General features: G+C 41.2%; 16 protein-coding genes and 1 pseudogene. 11 read left to right on the top strand and 6 right to left on the bottom strand.

Going from position 1 to position 19,073, the window contains the following annotated elements; all coding sequences use genetic code 11:
* Positions 1-15: 15 nt before the first annotated feature.
* Together V7L12_RS22445 and V7L12_RS22440 are read left to right on the top strand one after the other, a co-directional pair.
* Entirely contained in the window at positions 16-414 is a 399-nt protein-coding gene (locus V7L12_RS22445; RefSeq protein ID WP_335087631.1) for a nuclear transport factor 2 family protein, read from the top strand.
* A 404-nt stretch (positions 415-818) separates the two neighbouring features.
* Positions 819-1,559 (top strand): hypothetical protein, encoded by a 741-nt coding sequence (locus V7L12_RS22440; RefSeq protein ID WP_335087629.1) that lies wholly within the window; start codon positions 819-821, stop codon positions 1,557-1,559.
* On the opposite strand, the gene urtE is transcribed toward V7L12_RS22440, so the two are convergent.
* On the bottom strand, positions 1,522-2,220 hold the full coding sequence (gene urtE, locus V7L12_RS22435; RefSeq protein ID WP_335087627.1) for an urea ABC transporter ATP-binding subunit UrtE: 699 nt from the start codon (positions 2,218-2,220) through the stop codon (positions 1,522-1,524). The two genes, V7L12_RS22440 and urtE, sit on opposite strands and share 38 nt — an antisense overlap.
* 426 nt (positions 2,221-2,646) lie before the next feature.
* A pseudogene (locus V7L12_RS22430) lies at positions 2,647-4,290 on the bottom strand (calcium-binding protein); the annotation flags it as partial.
* Positions 4,291-5,290: 1,000 nt separating this feature from the next.
* Between V7L12_RS22430 and V7L12_RS22425 the strand changes: the two are divergent.
* Positions 5,291-5,536, top strand: coding sequence for a hypothetical protein (locus V7L12_RS22425; RefSeq protein WP_335087623.1), 246 nt, complete (start codon positions 5,291-5,293; stop codon positions 5,534-5,536).
* Here V7L12_RS22425 and V7L12_RS22420 read toward each other — a convergent pair.
* Entirely contained in the window at positions 5,510-5,647 is a 138-nt protein-coding gene (locus V7L12_RS22420) for a hypothetical protein (RefSeq protein WP_442947912.1), read from the bottom strand. The two genes, V7L12_RS22425 and V7L12_RS22420, sit on opposite strands and share 27 nt — an antisense overlap.
* A 366-nt stretch (positions 5,648-6,013) precedes the next feature.
* Between V7L12_RS22420 and V7L12_RS22415 the strand changes: the two genes are divergently transcribed.
* Positions 6,014-6,520, top strand: a complete 507-nt coding sequence (locus tag V7L12_RS22415) for a DUF1993 domain-containing protein (RefSeq protein WP_335087621.1) — start codon at positions 6,014-6,016, stop codon at positions 6,518-6,520.
* A gap of 443 nt (positions 6,521-6,963) precedes the next feature.
* Here V7L12_RS22415 and V7L12_RS22410 read toward each other — a convergent pair whose 3' ends face one another.
* Positions 6,964-7,659 (bottom strand): pentapeptide repeat-containing protein, encoded by a 696-nt coding sequence (locus tag V7L12_RS22410; protein WP_335087619.1) that lies wholly within the window; start codon positions 7,657-7,659, stop codon positions 6,964-6,966.
* 164 nt (positions 7,660-7,823) lie between these two features.
* A complete protein-coding gene (locus V7L12_RS22405) occupies positions 7,824-8,612 on the bottom strand; it encodes a tryptophan-rich sensory protein (RefSeq protein WP_335087618.1) in 789 nt (262 codons plus the stop codon).
* A 331-nt stretch (positions 8,613-8,943) separates the two neighbouring features.
* On the opposite strand from V7L12_RS22405, the gene hisD reads away from it, so the two are divergent.
* Complete coding sequence (gene hisD, locus V7L12_RS22400; protein WP_335087616.1) at positions 8,944-10,224, top strand: histidinol dehydrogenase; 1,281 nt, start codon at positions 8,944-8,946, stop codon at positions 10,222-10,224.
* 27 nt (positions 10,225-10,251) lie between these two features.
* Here the strand turns inward: hisD and V7L12_RS22395 are convergent, their stop codons facing one another.
* Positions 10,252-11,778, bottom strand: coding sequence for an alpha-amylase family glycosyl hydrolase (locus V7L12_RS22395; RefSeq protein ID WP_335087614.1), 1,527 nt, complete (start codon positions 11,776-11,778; stop codon positions 10,252-10,254).
* 83 nt (positions 11,779-11,861) lie between these two features.
* On the opposite strand from V7L12_RS22395, the gene V7L12_RS22390 reads away from it, so the two are divergent.
* The 6 genes from V7L12_RS22390 to V7L12_RS22365 all read left to right on the top strand — a co-directional run bounded on the left by V7L12_RS22390 (position 11,862) and on the right by V7L12_RS22365 (position 19,060).
* A complete protein-coding gene (locus V7L12_RS22390; RefSeq protein WP_335087612.1) occupies positions 11,862-11,987 on the top strand; it encodes a hypothetical protein in 126 nt (41 codons plus the stop codon).
* A 442-nt stretch (positions 11,988-12,429) separates the two neighbouring features.
* Positions 12,430-14,736, top strand: a complete 2,307-nt coding sequence (locus V7L12_RS22385) for a TOMM precursor leader peptide-binding protein (protein ID WP_335087610.1) — start codon at positions 12,430-12,432, stop codon at positions 14,734-14,736.
* 148 nt (positions 14,737-14,884) lie between these two features.
* Positions 14,885-15,205 (top strand): hypothetical protein, encoded by a 321-nt coding sequence (locus V7L12_RS22380; protein WP_335087608.1) that lies wholly within the window; start codon positions 14,885-14,887, stop codon positions 15,203-15,205.
* Between the two features lie 509 nt (positions 15,206-15,714).
* Positions 15,715-16,191: a hypothetical protein gene (locus tag V7L12_RS22375; protein WP_335087606.1), complete on the top strand. Its 477-nt coding sequence runs from the start codon at positions 15,715-15,717 to the stop codon at positions 16,189-16,191.
* A 693-nt stretch (positions 16,192-16,884) separates the two neighbouring features.
* Positions 16,885-17,976: an amidohydrolase family protein gene (locus tag V7L12_RS22370; RefSeq protein ID WP_335087605.1), complete on the top strand. Its 1,092-nt coding sequence runs from the start codon at positions 16,885-16,887 to the stop codon at positions 17,974-17,976.
* 28 nt (positions 17,977-18,004) lie between these two features.
* A complete protein-coding gene (locus V7L12_RS22365) occupies positions 18,005-19,060 on the top strand; it encodes a hypothetical protein (RefSeq protein ID WP_335087602.1) in 1,056 nt (351 codons plus the stop codon).
* The last annotated feature ends 13 nt before the right edge of the window (positions 19,061-19,073 follow it).

Here is a 19,073-nt window from a genome sequence, read left to right as displayed (position 1 = left end):
GTTAAGCCCTGCTGCATGTCCTTCACCACACCTCTTATGCCAGATAAATCTGCACCAGAAATTGAACTGATACGCGCGGCGTACGCTGCCTTCAACGCGCGAGATATTGACGCCGCCCTCGCCACAACGACTCCTGAGGTGGCTTGGCCGAAAGCGTTTGAAGGCGGTTATGTCCATGGACATCAAGCAGTCCGCGCTTACTGGACGAGGCAATGGTCCGGCATCAATCCGCACGTTGAGCCGATTTCCTTTCACCAGGAGGATTCCGGGCGTATTTTAGTCGATGTGCATCAGGTTGTGCGCGACCTAGCTGGAACAGTTTTTTCCGATCAGCACGTTGGTCATCGTTATACCATTGAGCATGGCTTGATTCAAACCATGGAAATCTGTCCACCTCCATTGTCGGGCCACTGAGCCTAACAAGGCGCTACAATGAACGGCGGGGTAGTGTCTGACGCAGAGAGGTTGCTTTTCCTCCCGCCGTCGCTGAGCTTCCAGCCGTTAGGTTCTGCTGCATGTCCTTCACTACACCCTGACTACCTGACAGAAGTGGTTGAAATCGAGATTAGACAAAGCTTTGCAAGAATTGAGGCAGAGTGACATGAGAAGCTAGAGTTACCACACGAATGCTCCGTTTAAACATTAGGCGATACGGCTTAAGCCGTTGCCTTTGGGATCGCAGGAGCGAAAATTATGTTTTCAAACCGTATTTTTGGTTTCATTTTAAGCACTATTACTTATTTAGAAACTGTGTTTTTTCCCAGCAATCGTCCTACAGATGGGTTACAGGTTCGATTTCAACCTCGGTGAAATGTTTTATGGCATCCCAAATAGACGTACATTTACCTAATGGAATTTTACAACGCTGGCAAAATGTGAAAGATTTTGTGGGCGGAAACGTTAACTCTCTAAGTAACTCAGCACAACAAGCTGGTGAGTCTTTGAAGACAACAGCCACTACCACAACTGATAAAGCAATTGATACAGTTACAACAAGTTTAGAGCAAACTTGGCAAACAGCAGAGCAATTTAAAAATACAACATCGGGAGCAGTTAAAGATGCAATGGCATCTTCTGCAAGTGATTGGTTGACACAACACCCCATATTCTTTCGGTTAGTTCAAATACTAGGTTGGGGAGCTAATCACCCAATTATTAGTATAGTGATTTTGCTGTTTGCACTTGCTCTAATTTGGAGCATCATCAAAGCAATTGTCCGCTTAATTGAGACTGCTAGTTGGTCAATACTCAAAGTTCCGTTAAAATTTCTTCAGGCTTTGATTAAAGTTAGTTTTCTATCTTTAACTAAAGTTGGGAGTTTTGCTGTTCAAAGAATCACAGGTGCTAAAACAACTGATAACCTGCCTACTTTGCTACCTGAAAATTTTCAACCAAATAAACAACAACGATTAGCAGAAATTTCTCATCGTTTAGCAGCAATTCAAAAGGAACAACATGAGCTTTTACAAGAAGCAGCAGATTTAATTGCTACGGATACAATTGATATAGAAAGCTCAAAAATTAAACAGCTAAAAAGCGCTGAATCACATCTTGGCTGAGTTCGACTGTGGAACCGGAGGCGACAATACCACCTTTTTGCATGGCGTAATAATAATCAGCCTGACGGACAAAGTGTAAATGTTGCTCTACTAATAACACCGAAATGCCTGTGGTTTCGACGATGCGACGGACTGCGGCTTCAATTTCGAGGATGATGGAGGGTTGAATACCTTCGGTGGGTTCATCTAAGACGAGTAATTGAGGTTCTCCCATTAAAGCACGTGCGATCGCTAATTGTTGCTGCTGTCCTCCACTTAAATCACCACCCATCCGCGAAAGCATGGTTTTTAACACCGGAAATAAACTAAAAACTTCCTCTGAAATTTCTGCTTTTTTTACTGGTTTGCGTCTAGCTTCCAACCCCAGCAGTAGATTTTCTTTAACTGTTAAGCGAGGGATAATCTCTCGTCCTTGGGGGACATAACCAATTCCCAACTTTGCCCTTTGGTCTGGAGATTTGGAGTTGATTAATTCTTCAGCTAAATTAATAGTACCGCTGCGGGGTTTGAGTAAACCCATGATAGTTTTGAGTAGGGTAGTTTTTCCGACACCATTGCGTCCAATTAGGCAAACCATTTGCCCAGATGGTACGCTCAAATCTACATTGCGGAGAATATGGCTTTCGCCGTAATAAACGTTAAGATTAGAAATTTTTAGCATAAAAGAGTTTTTAACTGTTTAGTTTTGATATCAAGTCTCTAACTGGCGATCGCTCTGTTCATAAATAATTAACCACAGTTTATTAAGAGTCTGGTTAATCCCATATGATACCTGATTGCGAATGCAACTAAGTAGGGGTAATATGACAGGCTGATAGCCGTTTCCATAATCTGAAAATAATGTATGCACGTTTCAAGGAAAGAATATCTTACTTATCTCTGCAAGAATCGCTATCGCTTAACAAAATGGCTTGTATTACAGCTATTTTCAGGTAAATAGACCACGCAGTAGGGGCGCAAGGCCTTGCGCCCTTACAACAGATGTGGTTCAAATACATGAAAACTGCTGTAAGTAATCGAATGCAAGATGCTAAAAATAGCACCTCACAAACTGTACCGCTTGGCGATCAAAGAGCGCTAATTCCGATTAAACAACCCCAAAATTGTTTACGCTGACTGACAATCCAGTAGATAGTTGTGCAAATTTTACCTGAGTAAACCCAGACGCACTGCCATCAAGATCAAAGAACAGTCCACCTGTAGCACTGTTATAGATAAATCGTTGATTGCTTGTCGTTGCAGATGTTCCGAGGGTAAACTGACTTGTCTTAAGTGAACCTGGTGATAACCCGCCGCCAAAGCTAGCAGCCGATACCTGAATCAGTTCATTAGTCGCGTTGAAGTCATAAATACTGTCAACACCTTGATTGTAACTATTGAAAACAAAGGTATCAGTACCAGTTCCTCCATAGAGGGTGTCATTACCAAAACCACCTATAAGGATATCATTCCCACTCCCACCATAGATTGTGTTCTTACCAAAGGCGCTAGAAGCGGAGATATAATCATTGCCAGCGCCACCATCCAGTAAGTTATCACCTTTTGAATTACTAGCATTCAAGTTATCGTCCCCAGTGCCACCGTTAAGGGTGTTATTACCTATGGAACGAGACTCGTATGTGATGGAAACGTCGCGGGGTGAGTACGGGTCGCTAGGAGTGTATTCGTAGTAGCCAGAGATGGAGAGATAATCATTGCCATCACCCCCAGAGAGCAAATTATCGCCTGTTGAACCGCCAGCACTTAAGGTATCCTTACCTACACCGCCGTTGAGGGTGTTCTTACCAGATGACCGAGAGTCGTAGTCTTGGTAGTTACCTCCTTTGTAGTAGCCAGAGATGGAGAGATTATCATTGCCATCGTCCCCAGAGAGCAAATTATTGCCTGTTGAACCGCTAGCACTCAAGTTATCGTCACCTGCGCCACCGTTGAGGGTGTTCTTACCAGACGACCGAGAGTTGTATTCGTAGTCTGGGTAGCTAAAGCTCTCGTAGCCAGAGATGGAGAGATAATCATTGCCATAGCCCCCAGAAAGCAGATTATTGCCAACAAGGGAGTCATTACCCGTACCACCAATGAGGGTATCATTACCCGTACCACCAATGAGGGTATCATCACCCGCACCACCTCGCAGCAAATCGTTTCCACTCAAGCCATCGATTTTGTCATTACCGCCTTGACCATTAACTACATCATTTGAGTCCTCTAACCCCGTAATGTTATTGTTGAGGTCATTAAGAAAAGTTACTGTGTTCTTGATGCCCAGGCTAGTATCAGTAGAGTTGGAATCGAGGACATTAAAGCTGTCGGTGATGACATTTTGCCCGTCAAACAGGATATTACCAAAAGCTGGTTTTGCTCCAGACGCTTTCAGATTCTCCAAGTTTTCTAGTTTGAAGTTTTGCAGGATAACTATGGCATCAGCATTCCCTTCAAAGGTGATTTCTAGATTGTTGTCATTCTGGGTCAGCAGTAAATTTTGAGCAGTTAATCCTGCACCCTGGAATTTGATCGTGTCCACTTCAGCAATAACTGCTGCTGTCGGGTTAGTTCCTTTACCTATGCCACCGAAATCAGTGATTGTATCAGTGCCGTCGCCTAAGTTGTAAACAAATTTATCCTTGCCACCGCCACCAGTTAAAGAATCATTCCCAGTACCACCGATGAGAGTATCATTCCCAGTACCACCCTGTAGTAAGTCGTAGCCGCTGGTTCCAATGATATTTGCCATAATTTTTACCTATCTGATTCCATTTTTTCAGTAATTTCAGTTCTCAACCTTGAATTTAGTACTGTTTTCGGGCACAAAATACTTACCGAAATTGACGTTTTCGGCATACTTTATACATTAAGAATTAGGAACAGTAATATTCATCAAAGATTCACCCTATGAAAAGGCTTTTCAGTAGCACTGATTTTTTCTCAAACTATCTAAGTCGAATGGCACTGTACAAATTAATCAGGGTGTAAATTCAAGTCAATAGTTAACTACTGACAAATAAGAAAATTTTTATACCCTCGTTCTGAGAAATTCTGCGTGCATATCTACCTTGAAAATACAGAATATCTAAATAACCTAACACTAACCATATACTACCGTATTTACTTAGATGTCTCTTGACTCGCCCTTCTCTACGAGAGGCTGCGCCAACGGGTTCGGGAGTGACGCTCGTTCGCCTTTGGCGTCTCACCTTCTCCCAAAGGGAGAGGCTAACGCCAAGGGAGAAGACTCGCTAACGCTTCGCTATCGCAAGACGCTCCTGCGTCGCTAATGCGCTAACGACGGGAACCGCCATTGCTCTTAGCGTCTCCCCTTCTCTTAAAGGGAGACGCTAACGCTTTTCCTTCTCTACGAGAGGCTGCGCCAACGCAACGCTACACGAACGCGGAGCGTCTCGTAGAGAAGGGAGAAGACTGCGACTCCCTCACCGCTTTGCGTCTACGCTTTGTATTGGTTCAATTCTTGCGTAGGCGTAGCCCGTCGTAGACATCGCTTTTATGTTTAATATAGCGGTTCTCAATTGCATGGAATACAGACCTAACAAGAACAGCCCCTTCCCTAAAAGGGAAGGGGAGCGAGCGCAAGCGTCCGGTGCGTCAGCCTAAACAAGGGGCTGTTGCTTGATAAGGTCAATCCGCAATGCGTTTAGATCCCCCTAAATCCACGCCACTTGCTCCACTTGGGGAGACTCCAAAATTCAGAAGACTGGCGAGGTAGAGGAATTCGCAAGATGGTGGAGATAGAGCAAGCACAGCGCGATCGCAACCTCAACACAAGTATTGCTATTGTAGGTATTGGACTAGCAACAAGCCAGATTGCATCCTCTGTCATTGTCGCTCAACAAACCCCACCTAAAGATATTCCTTTCTACCAAACACAAGCTTTTTGGTGTAGTATTGGCACAGGTGCGATCGCCAGCCTTGTTTTCTGGATTATTCTAACCAAAATCCTACCTTGGCTTCGTCATGAAATTTAGCCGCGTCATAAACAATTCTCCATCAATAATTTCATCACGAATCCATTCGTTATCGGGTAACGCTGCAACATCTTGAATTGTCCAGCGAACACCGCTTGCAGTTTGGCTCATGACAGTGTTTTTTAGTGTGAGGGCTTCGATTGTTATCGGACAAAAGGGGCGATGCCTGCGGCGGGCGGGTACGCCTACGCAGTTATCTTCACTGATTAAGTAGGACAGGTCTTCGGCTTACAGCAGTTTTCATGTATTTGAACCACACCTGTCGTAGGGGCGCAAAGCCTTGCGCCCCTACGGCGTGGTCTATTTACCTGAAAATAGCTGTAACTTAGTGATTACATTCCTTCTGATAATTTTAACCCCTAAACACTGACAACCAAGCCTGTAAATCAACCACACCATCAACACGGCTGTGATTGCCCTAGCGCCAGCAATCTTACTGCAATTCAAATCACCCAACAAAACCCAGGATAAATATCAATGACCATATCAATGTACAAAGCTTCAATACCCGTGTCTATTCGCACACTGAATAATCTTACAAACATTCTTGAAAAAGGTGCTAGTTATGCAGAAACAAAAAAAATAGATCCTTCTGTGTTAATCAATAGTCGTCTATCCCCAGATATGTTTCCATTATCGAAACAAGTACAAATTGCCTGTGACATCGCAAACAGAGGTGCTGCACGACTAGCAGGGATAGAAGCACCCAAGTTTGAGGACGATGAAACTACATTCCCCCAACTTATTGACCGCATTCAAAAAACTATCTCTCATTTAAATACATTTAAACCTGAGCAAATCGACGGTTCCGAGGAGAGAGCAATTACCCTAGAGATGCGTGACAATACTTTATCTTTTGAAGGAATGCCATATCTGTTCTATTTTGTTTTACCAAACCTTTATTTCCATGTCACAACAGCATATGACATTCTTAGACACTGCGGTGTAGAACTTGCTAAAATAGACTTTCTTGGTCAGCCTTAATCGGAGCAATATCTAATGTCTTCATTCCTATTCGGTATTGCATGAAATTCTCGACTCGCTTTCAGGGTGTTTCAAAAGTATGCCAAGTCTGGATTAACTTGGAGGACGCGTGTACGTCTGTGCTGTATGTAGTTCGAGATGGTGGTTGGTGTAAATCAGTTATCACTCAGGTGTTTTAGCTTACAAACGATCGCAATTTTTTCGAGAATTTCCGAGCAAAACTTGCGAGTCCGATCTTGTTTTAGTTAGTAGAAATCGACTTCTTGGGATTGTGGGGAAAAGTTTTTTATTCTTCAACATTTCCCTTTTCCCTATCTTAGATTTAGCTGGCGGCTCTGATGCTAATGATTATCCCCTAGTAGTGCTAAAAAATCGTTTAAAGAATGGCAATCCTACCTGGACTTGAGGTAAAACTTATTAAAGGTAATACTGGAGTTTGGCGATCATTGTTGAGCAAAAGCCAAGTCACTTTCAATTAACTTGGCATTTGTTAGGTTAGCCCCACTCAAATTGCACAAGTGAAACTTTGCCCCTCTTAGGTCTGCTAGTGACAGATTAGCTCCTGTTAAATCAGCACCAGTGAGGTTGACTTCACTTAAGTTAGCACTACTTAGGTTAGCCCCCTGAAGTGAAGCTTGTTGCAAGTCTGCCTCACTTAGGTTTGCCCTCATCAAGTATGCTTTACTCAAGTCGGCTCCACTTAAATTCGCTTGAGTTAGGTCTGCTGCTGTTAAATCAGCTTTACTGAGATTGGCTTGACTTAAGTCCGCCCAACTCAAGGAGGCATAACTTAGGTTAATTTCACTCAGCTTCACTGATGCAAGTACTGCACACCTCAAATTAGCATTAACAAAATTCCTTTCTCCGATTGCATAACGGCGTAAAATTTCATCAGTTGTTACTCTGTCTAAAACAGCTTTTGATGCGCCTTGGTAACACCATGTAGCTTGTAATAGTTTGGCAGCAGTGTCAACAGCTACCTCATCACTAGAAGCCACAATTACACCATTGCAGCCATCCCATTGACCGTTAAGCATCAGGGCAATCTCATTAGCGGTAGCAATTGAGTCAAATAGTAAAACAGATTCTTTATGCCGTTTTAACCAGTTATTCCAACCAATCGAGAGAATATTTTTCATTTCTATAAATTTTGGTCTTCTCAGACGATTACAGCTCTAACTATCTATTCTGGCTAATAACAATCAGACTGGTGTGTGTAACAACCGACCATTATTGTGCGTGCTTAACGAACGTTTGCTAAAAGTTCTCTCTTGACCAACGCTGGGCGGGTATGTCATTACACTTAAATATGTTCTTGTTGGGTGCGTAAGCTGTTAATCGTAGCGGTTAAAACTAGGACAATTACCAAAACCAATACGGTATTTCTGAGCATTGAGTTATCAGAATGCTTGAGTGCGATCGCCACCAATGCCCAGAGTGTAACTCCTGCATAAGCAATATCTCGACGCTGGATAACAATAACTGCTGCAACTGCTGTTGCTATCAATACCATAATCAGAGTCCAGATTACAGCAGAAATCCCCCAACCGTTCCACCTGTGAAAATCCAAGGCAGACGCTACGTTGACAATAGTCGCCACGCTAATCCAGCCTAGATAAATGCTAATCGGAAAGTGAATACACCATTTTTTCAGCCGAGGTACACGCGATTTGCCAATTTCTAACTGCACATAGACAGCAATTAGCGGCAACACAATCAAGAGCATTGCAATGACAGAAAGAGCAAAAAACCGAGACAAAAACAGATACACCCAGATACTTTGAGCAACACAGGCAATCACCAACAGATAACCTGTCTTACGTAAATCAGGCTCATGGCGTTGGTTAGGTAGAGCTTGGTATACCCCAAAAGCAAACAACCCAAGGTAAATCAGCCCCCAGATAGCAAAGGCGTAATTGGCAGGGATAATCAGGACATTTTTAAACAAAGTATTGGAAATTTCCCCGATGCTAAGTCCATTCAGCGGAAAAATGTTCGATACTACGTTGATAACAAAAGCGCCAAAGATTGCAGCCAAAGTAACAAGCTGCCGCCAAAGATCCCGGTAATTGCTTCTTGTGGACTGTTGCATAGGATGTTAACTGATAATCGAATGGCACTAAGAAAGCCCAAAGACTTATTGTATCCTCGTTCCCAGCCTGGAGGCTGGGAACGAGTTCCGAGAGGCTCTGCCTCTTGTCAAGAAAGAGGAGGCGGAACCTCCGAGAATGGTTTCCCAGCCTCCAGGCTGGGAACCAGTTGGGGCAAGGGCTGCATCTTAACTTAGTGCCATTCAACTCATAATCTTTTGTGCTTTTAGCTTACATCTGAAAAAGAGTGATGCATATAAGCCACAGTCATATTGAGCAAGTTAATCAGGAGTTAAACTAATTATTGACCTCACTGCTTTTAAGGTACTGTCCATGCAGCTACTTCAAACTACCGACAAAGATTTTTCTGTCAAATTCAAAACTCTTGTAAGCGATCGCCGGGAAGTTACAGTTGATGTTAGTGGGACAGTACGTGAGATTCTAGCTGATGTCAAAGTGCATGGTGATGCCGCAGTCAAGGACTATACTAGCCGCTTTGATCGCAATAATCTCCAGTCTTTGCATCTAAGCGAAACCTTTATTGCCGAACACGCGGCACAATGTCCTGCCAATGTCTTGGCTGCGCTGGAATTTGCTGCTAAAAGGATTGTGGCTTTCCATGAAAAACAACTACCGCAAGATATTGGCTACACCGATACAGTCGGGGTAAAACTGGGATTGAATTGGGTAGCGCTGTCGCAAGTGGGAATTTATGTACCAGGGGGACGGGCTAGCTATCCGAGTTCTTTGTTGATGAATGCCTTACCAGCTAAGATTGCTGGTGTTGAAAGAATTGTTATGACAGTACCGATGCCTGGCGGTGAGATTAATCCTGTCGTATTGGCTGCTGCTCAAGTTGCTGGTGTTACAGAAATATATGGCATTGGTGGGGCGCAAGCGATCGCAGCATTAGCTTATGGTACAGAAAGCATTGCCCCGGTGGATAAAATTGTTGGCCCTGGTAATGCTTATGTTGCTGAAGCCAAGCGTCAAGTCTTTGGCACAGTTGGCATTGATAGCATCGCTGGCCCTTCAGAAATTTTAGTGGTAGCCGACAGCCAGAACAACCCAGATTGGATTGCCTGGGATTTACTATCGCAAGCAGAACACGATCCTAGTGCCCAGTCAATCTTAATTACTGATTCCGAAATCTTCGCGCAACAAGTAATAAAGGCTGTTGAGAAAATTCTCGCCGATTTACCCACCAGAGAAGTTGCCAGTGCTAGTTGGCAAAATTATGCAGCCGTGATTCTGGTCAGCGATTTAGCCGAGAGTATACCACTGCTGAATCAACTAGCTCCTGAACATGTGGAATTGTGTACAGATGACCCGCAATTGCTTGCCGATCAAATTAAGTGTGCCGGGAGCGTGTTTTTAGGACGCTATACTCCAGAAGCGATTGGCGATTATTTAGGAGGCCCCAACCATGTACTGCCAACTGCCCGTTCTGCCCGCTTTGCCTCTGGTTTGAGTGTCTACGACTTTCTCAAACGAATTACTTTTTTAGAATGTGACAAACAATCATTACAGACAATAGGCAAAGCAGCTGTCACCTTAGCAGAGGCAGAAGGTTTGCCAGCCCATGCAGGTAGTGTATCTGTACGCTTGCAATAAAAAGCTGAGAAGAGATGGAGGGAGCATCTACATTTGACATTGATTAAAAGGTTCTCGAATAAAATAGAGTGCATCGCGTTTTTGAACTTCCATACCGCCTCTATTCCAGCTTCCCCAACGAGTTATAAATTTTTTCTTGCGATCGCGACGTTCAATAGCAACAGTAAAATTATTACGGAGTTCCCGATAACATCCATCCAAATTCGTCAAGGTCAAATCTAGTGCTGGGATATTAAATTTATTCTCCCCTTTATTGACAACAAAAAATCCTTCACTGCCCCGCTCCATTAGCAATACAGTCGGACTATCAATGGCTGCTAAAACATTTTCTTTGGTATTTTTTCCCTGATTGCCTCGTTGATGCATAATTTGGCGGAATTTGACACCATATTTGATAAAAGCAGCATCTCTATTATCCCAGTTCAGTATTAAAGGAGTGCCACTTTCTCTCGCCAGGATATATGCTGTTGCGAGGAAAGAGTCAGAAGGATCGCTATAGGGGTTAATGGCATTGGAATTAATCTCGCGGATCGTATCGTGGTTTCTGCCAAAAGTGACGCTACGCGGATCGTTTATGCCTGTGGGAACTCGCAGAGAACGCAAATCTCCACCAAAGCTGAAGGCATTTTTCATTGAATTGTAGAGAACAAAATCTGTGACAGCAGCAATCCAGTTATAATTTTCTGCACTGGTGTCGCCATCTGTGATTACCTCAAGATAATTCCATGCTTTTCCTTGACTTTGTTGATCCACATAACCAATGTACTCTTTGACAACATCTGCTGGGATATGCTTGGCAGCATCAAACCGAAATCCATCAATTCCTAAATCTAGCAATTTTTTTAAATGAGTTTTTTGAATTTTTTTAACATTATTGGTAAATCTCAATTCAGGAAGTCCACCTAACCAACAATTAATTTCTGAATCTCTATTGCCATCACTATAATTAATGCTACAAGGTTTTTTACCTGGACGGTTTGAATCCGAATTAAAGTCATTTATAGAAAGACCTGGAAATTTAGTTAAATCTTCAAAATCATCATTGCCATCTAAATTAGCCATGTGATTGAAAACAACATCAGCAATTACTTTGACCTTACAACTGTGGGCTTGACTAATAAGTTTTTTTAAATTTAAGAGTGAACCTCTACCTTCGATAATGCTGTAGTCTACAGGTTGATAGCGTGCCCACCATTCTGGAGCAGGATTAGATTTTTGGGCTGGAGAAATTTGAATGTGAGAATATCCTTGCTTCCCTATTTCACAGACAAACTTTTCGATATCAGTGTACTGCTGGTCAAATGCATGAAAAATCGCAGAAGGTTTTTCTCCTGCTAATGTCTTAATCGGGTAAATACAAGTTGTGCAGATTACAACTGCACAGATGAAGATATTTTTCATCAAAGATATTACTCCTAAACTGTATCGTGTTTTACTATGCCATAAAGTTTCCTGGGAAAACCTCAAATTATTCTCCGTCGATTTCTGCGATCGCGTTAGCAGGCTGGGGGAGAAAGAGAATTTAGAAGAAGCTGCCGTACTGTATTGAAGCACTTGGGGAAGTTGAAGCAACCGTATTTGACTGCGTTTGAAGAAGAACTTTTGAGTTTCATAGAGGAAAAATTCTCATTGCAGATATGACTAACGCCCACACAGGATCGCATCAAGCAATCTACCAGCCACAATACGGTTCAGGAACTGAAGCTAAACAACTGTTGGCGCAGCAAATAGAGATACTCGTGAATGTGCTGATGCTTTTCTAGGGCTAAGAGGATGGTAAAAGCTAAAGTTAACTGATACAGGCGAGCTATTCCATTGCTTTTTTATAAGAAGTTATGAGTTTTTATATGAGTTTTTATATTAGCTTTTAAAATGATTTTAATAAAAAATTATGTAAAAATAAATTTAAAGTTACCTAAAATTCATGTGTTATGGCAATAAAAATATTAACTGAGCCAATAAGAAGGTTAACTATAGACTTACAAGAAGTGATACTAACGGTTAAAGCATTATTGTTTAGAGTGATAGGAATACAAACATCAGATAGCTTGTTATTTGATTTAGAGTTTAAATATTTATAAATTTAAAATTCTCAAAATAACTATAAGAAATTTAATTTAACTAATTATTTTTTAAAGAATTAACTACAAGATAATTCTGCTAAAATGACACTTAAATTAGTAAATAAACAACTAATAAATATCAATGCAACCTAAACCCAAATTCAATCCTTATTACTCTATCGAAACTATAGAAACAGACAATGTATTTTTGTTATCGGAGAGAGAAAAAGTCTGGTTAAGCGATCGCCTTTCTTGTAGTTTAGCTGCTTTAATCGATGGCGATCGCAATATTGACGAAATTATTGATACCATTCAACAGTCGCTACTACAAGACTCAAAATCTTTACAGTCAGCTACCACCTTCTTCCAAGAAGTTCTGAATGTAAGTATTAAAGCCCAATATGCTTTATTACAAATGCAACAAAAGGGCTATATTCTTCAAGAAGATAACTCTCTGGCATCGCACTTAGATATCTTCTGTCATCATCTTAATATTGCTCCCACAGTAGCCCATCACAGATTGCAATCGACTAAAGTAGCAGTAAAAACATTAGGTTCGGTTGCTGCATCTGACTTGATTGCTGTGCTTGAGTCTCTCCAAATTCAAGTAGCAGACCAAGGTGATTTGACAGTAGTTTTAACCGATGATTATCTCAATCTTGAGCTAGATAAGTTCAATCAACAAGCCTTAAAATCCCAATCTCCTTGGATGCTAGTTAAGCCATTAGGGACAGTAGTCTGGATTGGCCCTTTATTTAATCCTCAGAAAACAGGTTGTTGGAACTGTTTAGCTCAACGTTTGCGAGATAATAGACCGATTGAAGGGTTTATTCAGAGACAAAAGCACATTTCTTCCCCTTTAACTCCTCCTTTAGGATTTTTGCCATCTACAGTACAAACTGCTTTCGGAATGGTAGCTACAGAGGTGTTTAAGTGGATTGTCCAAGGGGAAAATCAACAATTAGAAAGCAATTTGATTGCTTACGATGCGATCGCACTGCAAACTCAAAATCATCGCTGGGTTAAGCGTCCTCAATGTTCTAGCTGTGCAGAGATGGTAAATGGGTTAACCAACAACCCCCTACCTGTTGTTTTAGAACACCGCCAGAAAACCTTTACCGTCGATGGAGGACACCGTATTTGTTCGCCACAAGAAACTCTCAGGAAATATCAACATCATATTAGCCCCATTACTGGCGTTGTGCGAGAACTAAATAAAATTCCTGGGAATGGATTAACTCATAATTACATCGCTAAACATCATTTTATCAGTGTTTTCGACGATTGCGCTAGTTTGCGCCAAAATTTGGGGGGTAGAAGTGCGGGGAAAGGTAGGACTGACTCTCAAGCGATGGCTAGTGGTTTTTGCGAAGCAATTGAGCGATATTCTGGGGTGTTTCAAGGGTATGAAATTCGAGAAAAAGCCAGTTACCAACAAATGGGGGACAAAGCGATTCATCCCAATGTTTGTATGAACTTCAGCCAACAGCAATATCAAAATAGAGAGCAATGGAATGTTGAGTGTCAAGGTTGGTTTCAAAAAGTCCCTGAACCTTTTGATGAAGAAAGAGAAATTGACTGGACTCCTGTTTGGTCTTTAACCCATCAGGAATTTAAGTATCTGCCAACGGCTTACTGTTATTATGGCTATCGACCGGACTATAAACCCGACTGTTGGGCTGATTCTAATGGATGTGCGGCGGGTAATACTCTTGAAGAAGCTATTCTGCAAGGGTTTATGGAGTTAGTAGAGCGAGATGCTGTCGCCTTATGGTGGTATAACTCTTTGCAAAAGCCGCAAGTGGATTTAGATAGTTTCGACGAGCCTTATTTTCAAAGCTTGAAGCAATATTATCAAACTATTAATCGGGAACTTTGGGTTTTAGATATTACCAGCGATCTGAATATTCCAGTTTTTGCTGCTGTTACTCGAAGAAGCGATCGCTCTGTAGAAGATATTGTTTTGGGTTATGGCGCTCATTTCGATGCCAAGATTGCTATTAGTCGAGCTTTGACTGAAGTTAACCAAATTTTACCTAACGTTTTATTTGCCAAAGCTGATGGAAGTACTCAATATCCCCCGTCAGCAGATGGCTTGGCGGTAGATTGGTGGAAAACCGCAACTTTAAGCGATCAACCTTATTTAGTTCCAAGCCAGAGAATTGCTGCTAAAGTCAGTGGCGATTATCGCGAAGTTGCAAGTGACGATTTACTCGAAGATGTCAAGCTCTGTCAACAAATCGTTGAGAACAATGGTTTAGAAATGCTGGTTTTAGATCAGACTCGTCCTGATATTGGACTGAGAGTTGCCAAAGTCATCGTTCCGGGAATGCGCCATATGTGGAAAAGGTTAGCACCCGGACGGCTTTATGAAGTCCCGGTGAAAATGGGTTGGTTGCAAGAACCACTGACACAAGAGCAACTCAACTCTTTTCCCATGTGGATGTGAGTTTTCCCCTACTGAATGATGTTATTTTTCATGAGTTTTTCTATGAGTTCTGGAATGAGTTTTATGAGTTTCACAGCTAAGAGAAAAACTAATATCAAAGGTAGTTCACTACGATTGAACCACATTAACTTACTTCAAGGAATTAAAAATGACCACAGGCATTAAAGGTTGTAATAATGAATCAAATGCAACTATCTCATTTGTTAATACCGAACATGCTGCAGATAGTCAAGTTGTAAGTCCAAGATCATATACTGAAGTATATGCATGGATTTCTCAACATAGAGAAAAGCCACTCAAGGTTCAGACGGGTAAGGGTGTTTGTTCTCTCTGGGATGGTAATTGGAAGATTAATGCTCAATGGGACGACGGTTCAAACGAATTTACATTAGCTAATGTTAAGAAAAGTCCTCAAGATTATCGAATGCTAGTTAATGAGGCTGGCAATATATCTATTACTGAACGTTAGGTATCATGTAAAAATAACTTGTACAAATCTTATTTAAAATAGGCTAAAAATATAGTCTATATAAAAAGCATTCAAGTTGTTTTTACACGATTCCTTAATAACAGAATTGAACAAAATCTTATTTAGGAAAATATAAGATTTGTTCAAATTGACTCTTGCTTCCTTCCTACCCGAAGATTACCACTTTATAGCGGATTTCAACTGAGTGAAGTACATCTATAAAGGCGAACGGCTGTTCACCCTTAGAATTTGGTGTGCGTCAAAGACGTGAAAGACAAGAATAAATAAGATAAAGAAGATCGGTAATCTTACATCGGGAAGCAATATAGTTCAGTTAAGGATAAGGTAAGTTAGGTTGACGTAAGGAAACCTTACATAAAACGTTTATTGTTGGGTTGCGTTAAGCTTAACTCAACCCACACTGTGTAAGGTTTTTGACTCTAACTGAATTGTATTGCACCGGGAAGGGAATAGTTTAGAAATAAAAAATCAAAAAGAAGAGGTGTTTCATGCATTATCTAATACAGTTATTGTTGAGATTCTTGCTAGTTGTTTTACTGATAGTAGGAACAGTTTCTAATGCTCCTTCTGCAAATGCACAACCTCAAGACGCTGACTGTGCCTTACACACTATTGGATATTATGCTGGATTAAGTCCATCAGAAGTCGCTGACCGTACTGGCGTTATGGAAGGACCCGCCCATGATGAAGACACCATAACAGGAATGTTGACCCGTCTACATTTAGGTAATGGTGTACATCCTCACTTTCGTTCTAGGCAAGAAGTTTATAACTATATGCTGGGGCAAAATGGTAATGCTGCATACGTTCTTGGCTGGGTTCCGCAGAATGGAGTTGGTCATGTAATAAATGCCAGAAGGTACAATTCAAATCTTACCTTTATGGATTGTCAAAATCTAAATAATAATCAACCCCCTGATGATCCTAGCTACACTTACGTTCTTTGGTTTGTACGACATGAGTAAAATACCTGATATATCATTGAAAGATGTAGTACAAATTTGGCGTCAGGTAATTGTTCTGAGGGTAACGAGAGAATAAGGGTTGTAAGCAATTTAACCGGAGGGCGCACCGCGCCCAAACCAATCGCGGCGAACGTCACAACTTTGTATACTACAATTTTGTACACCTCATTTCAACTTAACTTTGTACGCTCGAATAGTGGACTAAGTTGGCGATTGGACGATTCATCGCCCAGAGGGTGATCGCCACTTGCCGACACATTCCACCTTTGCCCTACCACCAAGTGAACAACAGCGTGACTGTCCAACTTGAGCGCGTCCTAAGTACAACTGTAGCAAAGCTGCCTATAGCAAATTGTGATACTAAGAACTAATTGAACTAACTGTAGGGCTGAAATGAAATTTTTAATTTCAGTCCTAAATTTTAGAAAAATGAGATTTTCTCATGATTCAGCATATGTAGCAACTATTCGTTCTACCGCAGATTTTAACAATTTTTTATCAGAGATAGATAAGGCTTTTAAACTTGATGGTACTACCATCAAGGCTATTTCACAGCTTATTTGATAAAAATAGGACTCACGCAACTGACACGAAAAACTCTAAGATGTCTGAAGCTACGAAAAAATTTCAGCGTAGTAATCAGACTTGTAGCATTACCCACCAACTCCCAATTCTGAGCCAGATTGATTACAGATGATGCTAAACGGATATTCGATTATTGATGCTGATTCCCACGTAATTGAACCTCCCAGTATGTGGGCTGAGTATCTCGAACCAGAATTTAAACAGTTTGCTCCCTCAGCAGACATGAAAATTCAAGGGGAAGACATTGTAAAAAAAGTCTCTAGGCAAGTTCGAGATAAGGCAAATAAGCAGATGATGTCAGCTCATCCTAATGCTTATTTCCAAGGCTACAAAGTCGAGTCTCACCTTCAAGAGATGGTGCTGATGGGGATCGATCTGGCATTCCTTTATCCAACTTATGGATTGTGGCTTTGGGCGATCGATACTATGCAACCGGAAGTTGCTGGCGCTTTTACCCGCGCTTACAACAATTGGTTAAAAGACTTTTGCAGTTATGCTCCAGATAGATTGAAGGGGGTAGGAGCAATTAATCTGCATGCACCAGAGTCAATGGTGCATGAATTGCATAGAATTGTTGATTTTGGCTGGAAAGCGGTGTTTTTACGCCCTAACCCCGTCAAAGGAAGACTATTGAGCGACTCTGCTTACGAGCCTTTTTGGACAGAATGCGAACAACTAGGCATAGCAGTAGGTATTCACGAAGGGACTCACAGTCGTTTGCCAACTACTGGTACAGAAAGGTTTAACACTCGTTTTGCTACCCATGCTTGTTCTCATCCGATGGAACATATGATGGCTTTATTAGCCTTGATTGAAGGAGGGGTATTAGAACGTCATCCAAAGCTGAAAGTGGCTTTTCTGGAGTCCGGTTGTGGCTGGCTTCCCTATTGGCTATGGCGACTAGATGAAGAGTATGAAAATTTAGCTTGGGAGGATACAATTCATGATAATGTCAAAATCAAGCCATCAGAGTATTTTCGTCGTCAGTGCTTTATTGCCATAGAGCCTTCAGAACCATTACTGGCTCAGGCGATCGAATATATTGGCACGGACAATTTAATCTTTGGTTCGGATTATCCCCATATGGATCATAAGCCGAACATTGTTGCAGACATGGTAAAGCTTGAGAAAAAATTATCGAAAGAAACTGTGCAAAAGATTCTTTGGGATAATTCTTGTCGTTTTTACAATTTGTCTTGAATTAAAGATTATATAGGAGTAAAAGACAATGCCGGCACAAAATCCAGATCCAATACGATCAAAACAAGTGTTTTTTGACAATACCTATTACCAGATACTATTTGTAGAACCTAATAAAGACAAGAGAGTAACTACAAGCATATTGGCAAAAACAAGAGGTAATGTTTCTGAAGAACCACAAACGCAAGAAAATCACCCCGAAAGTTTTAATCAGTTTGTACTCGATGAACAGACAGTCAAAAAACTAAAAGGTTATCGTAGCCAAGAAAACGAGCCAGAAGATCGACTATCTTCATACTTACCTTCGCCAGGAATTACTTTTCAAAAAGAATTTATCAACTCATGGTTAAAGGAAAAAAATAACCAAACTCAGTTAGGTAATTTTTATATTCCAATGCGGACTCTGCTGCATGCTCGCAAGCTATCTCAGTTGATTGCTAAAACTTGGTGGGCTTATTTGACAGCGAAGAAACTTGATTTAGTAACGGAAAAACCTATCGTGTGGGATAATTTTACTGCTGGTAACTGGGATAAAATTGAACCTGATATTCTGGATGGTCTGATAGCTAGGGAAATTTTCCTTTTTGGTGGGGGAGATCCTCCTGACATTATTGAAAATGAAGAGGTTTACTTTCCTTTAAAGTCTCAAGAAGAACCTTCAAAACAGCCAAGAGTGATGATTTTGCCTAACAGCAAATGTTGGCAGGGAGTTTCTTTGTCTCTCTTATTAGCTGGGCAAGCATATTACAAAATACGAGGTAAATACCACCAAATTGCCCAACCGATTTTTAGTACAGGTGAAATAGTTTTGAACTATAGTTTAGAGGTAGATTGGAATAAGTTTACTGGTGATATCAAAGAGATTATTATTAGCAACGAAAAACCTTGGGTAGCTTATCATGCTATTATCCCCTATCCTCCCATACCATATGGTGTTGATGAGGGCAATGTTGAAAAATGGGCAAATGCAGAAGATGATGGTGGAGAGTTTCCTTTTTATAGCAAGAATAAGAAGGGTGAATATTTAATAGACGTGGAATATTTTAGGTCTCCCTATAACTATATTCCATTCACTTGTAGTTAATTTTTCAAGTTAC

Source organism: Nostoc sp. (assembly GCF_036918245.1).
Classification (GTDB): Bacteria; Cyanobacteriota; Cyanobacteriia; order Cyanobacteriales; family Nostocaceae; genus Nostoc.
The sequence above is the reverse complement of the archived record's forward strand: the minus strand, read 5'-3'. Positions and strand labels throughout refer to the sequence as shown.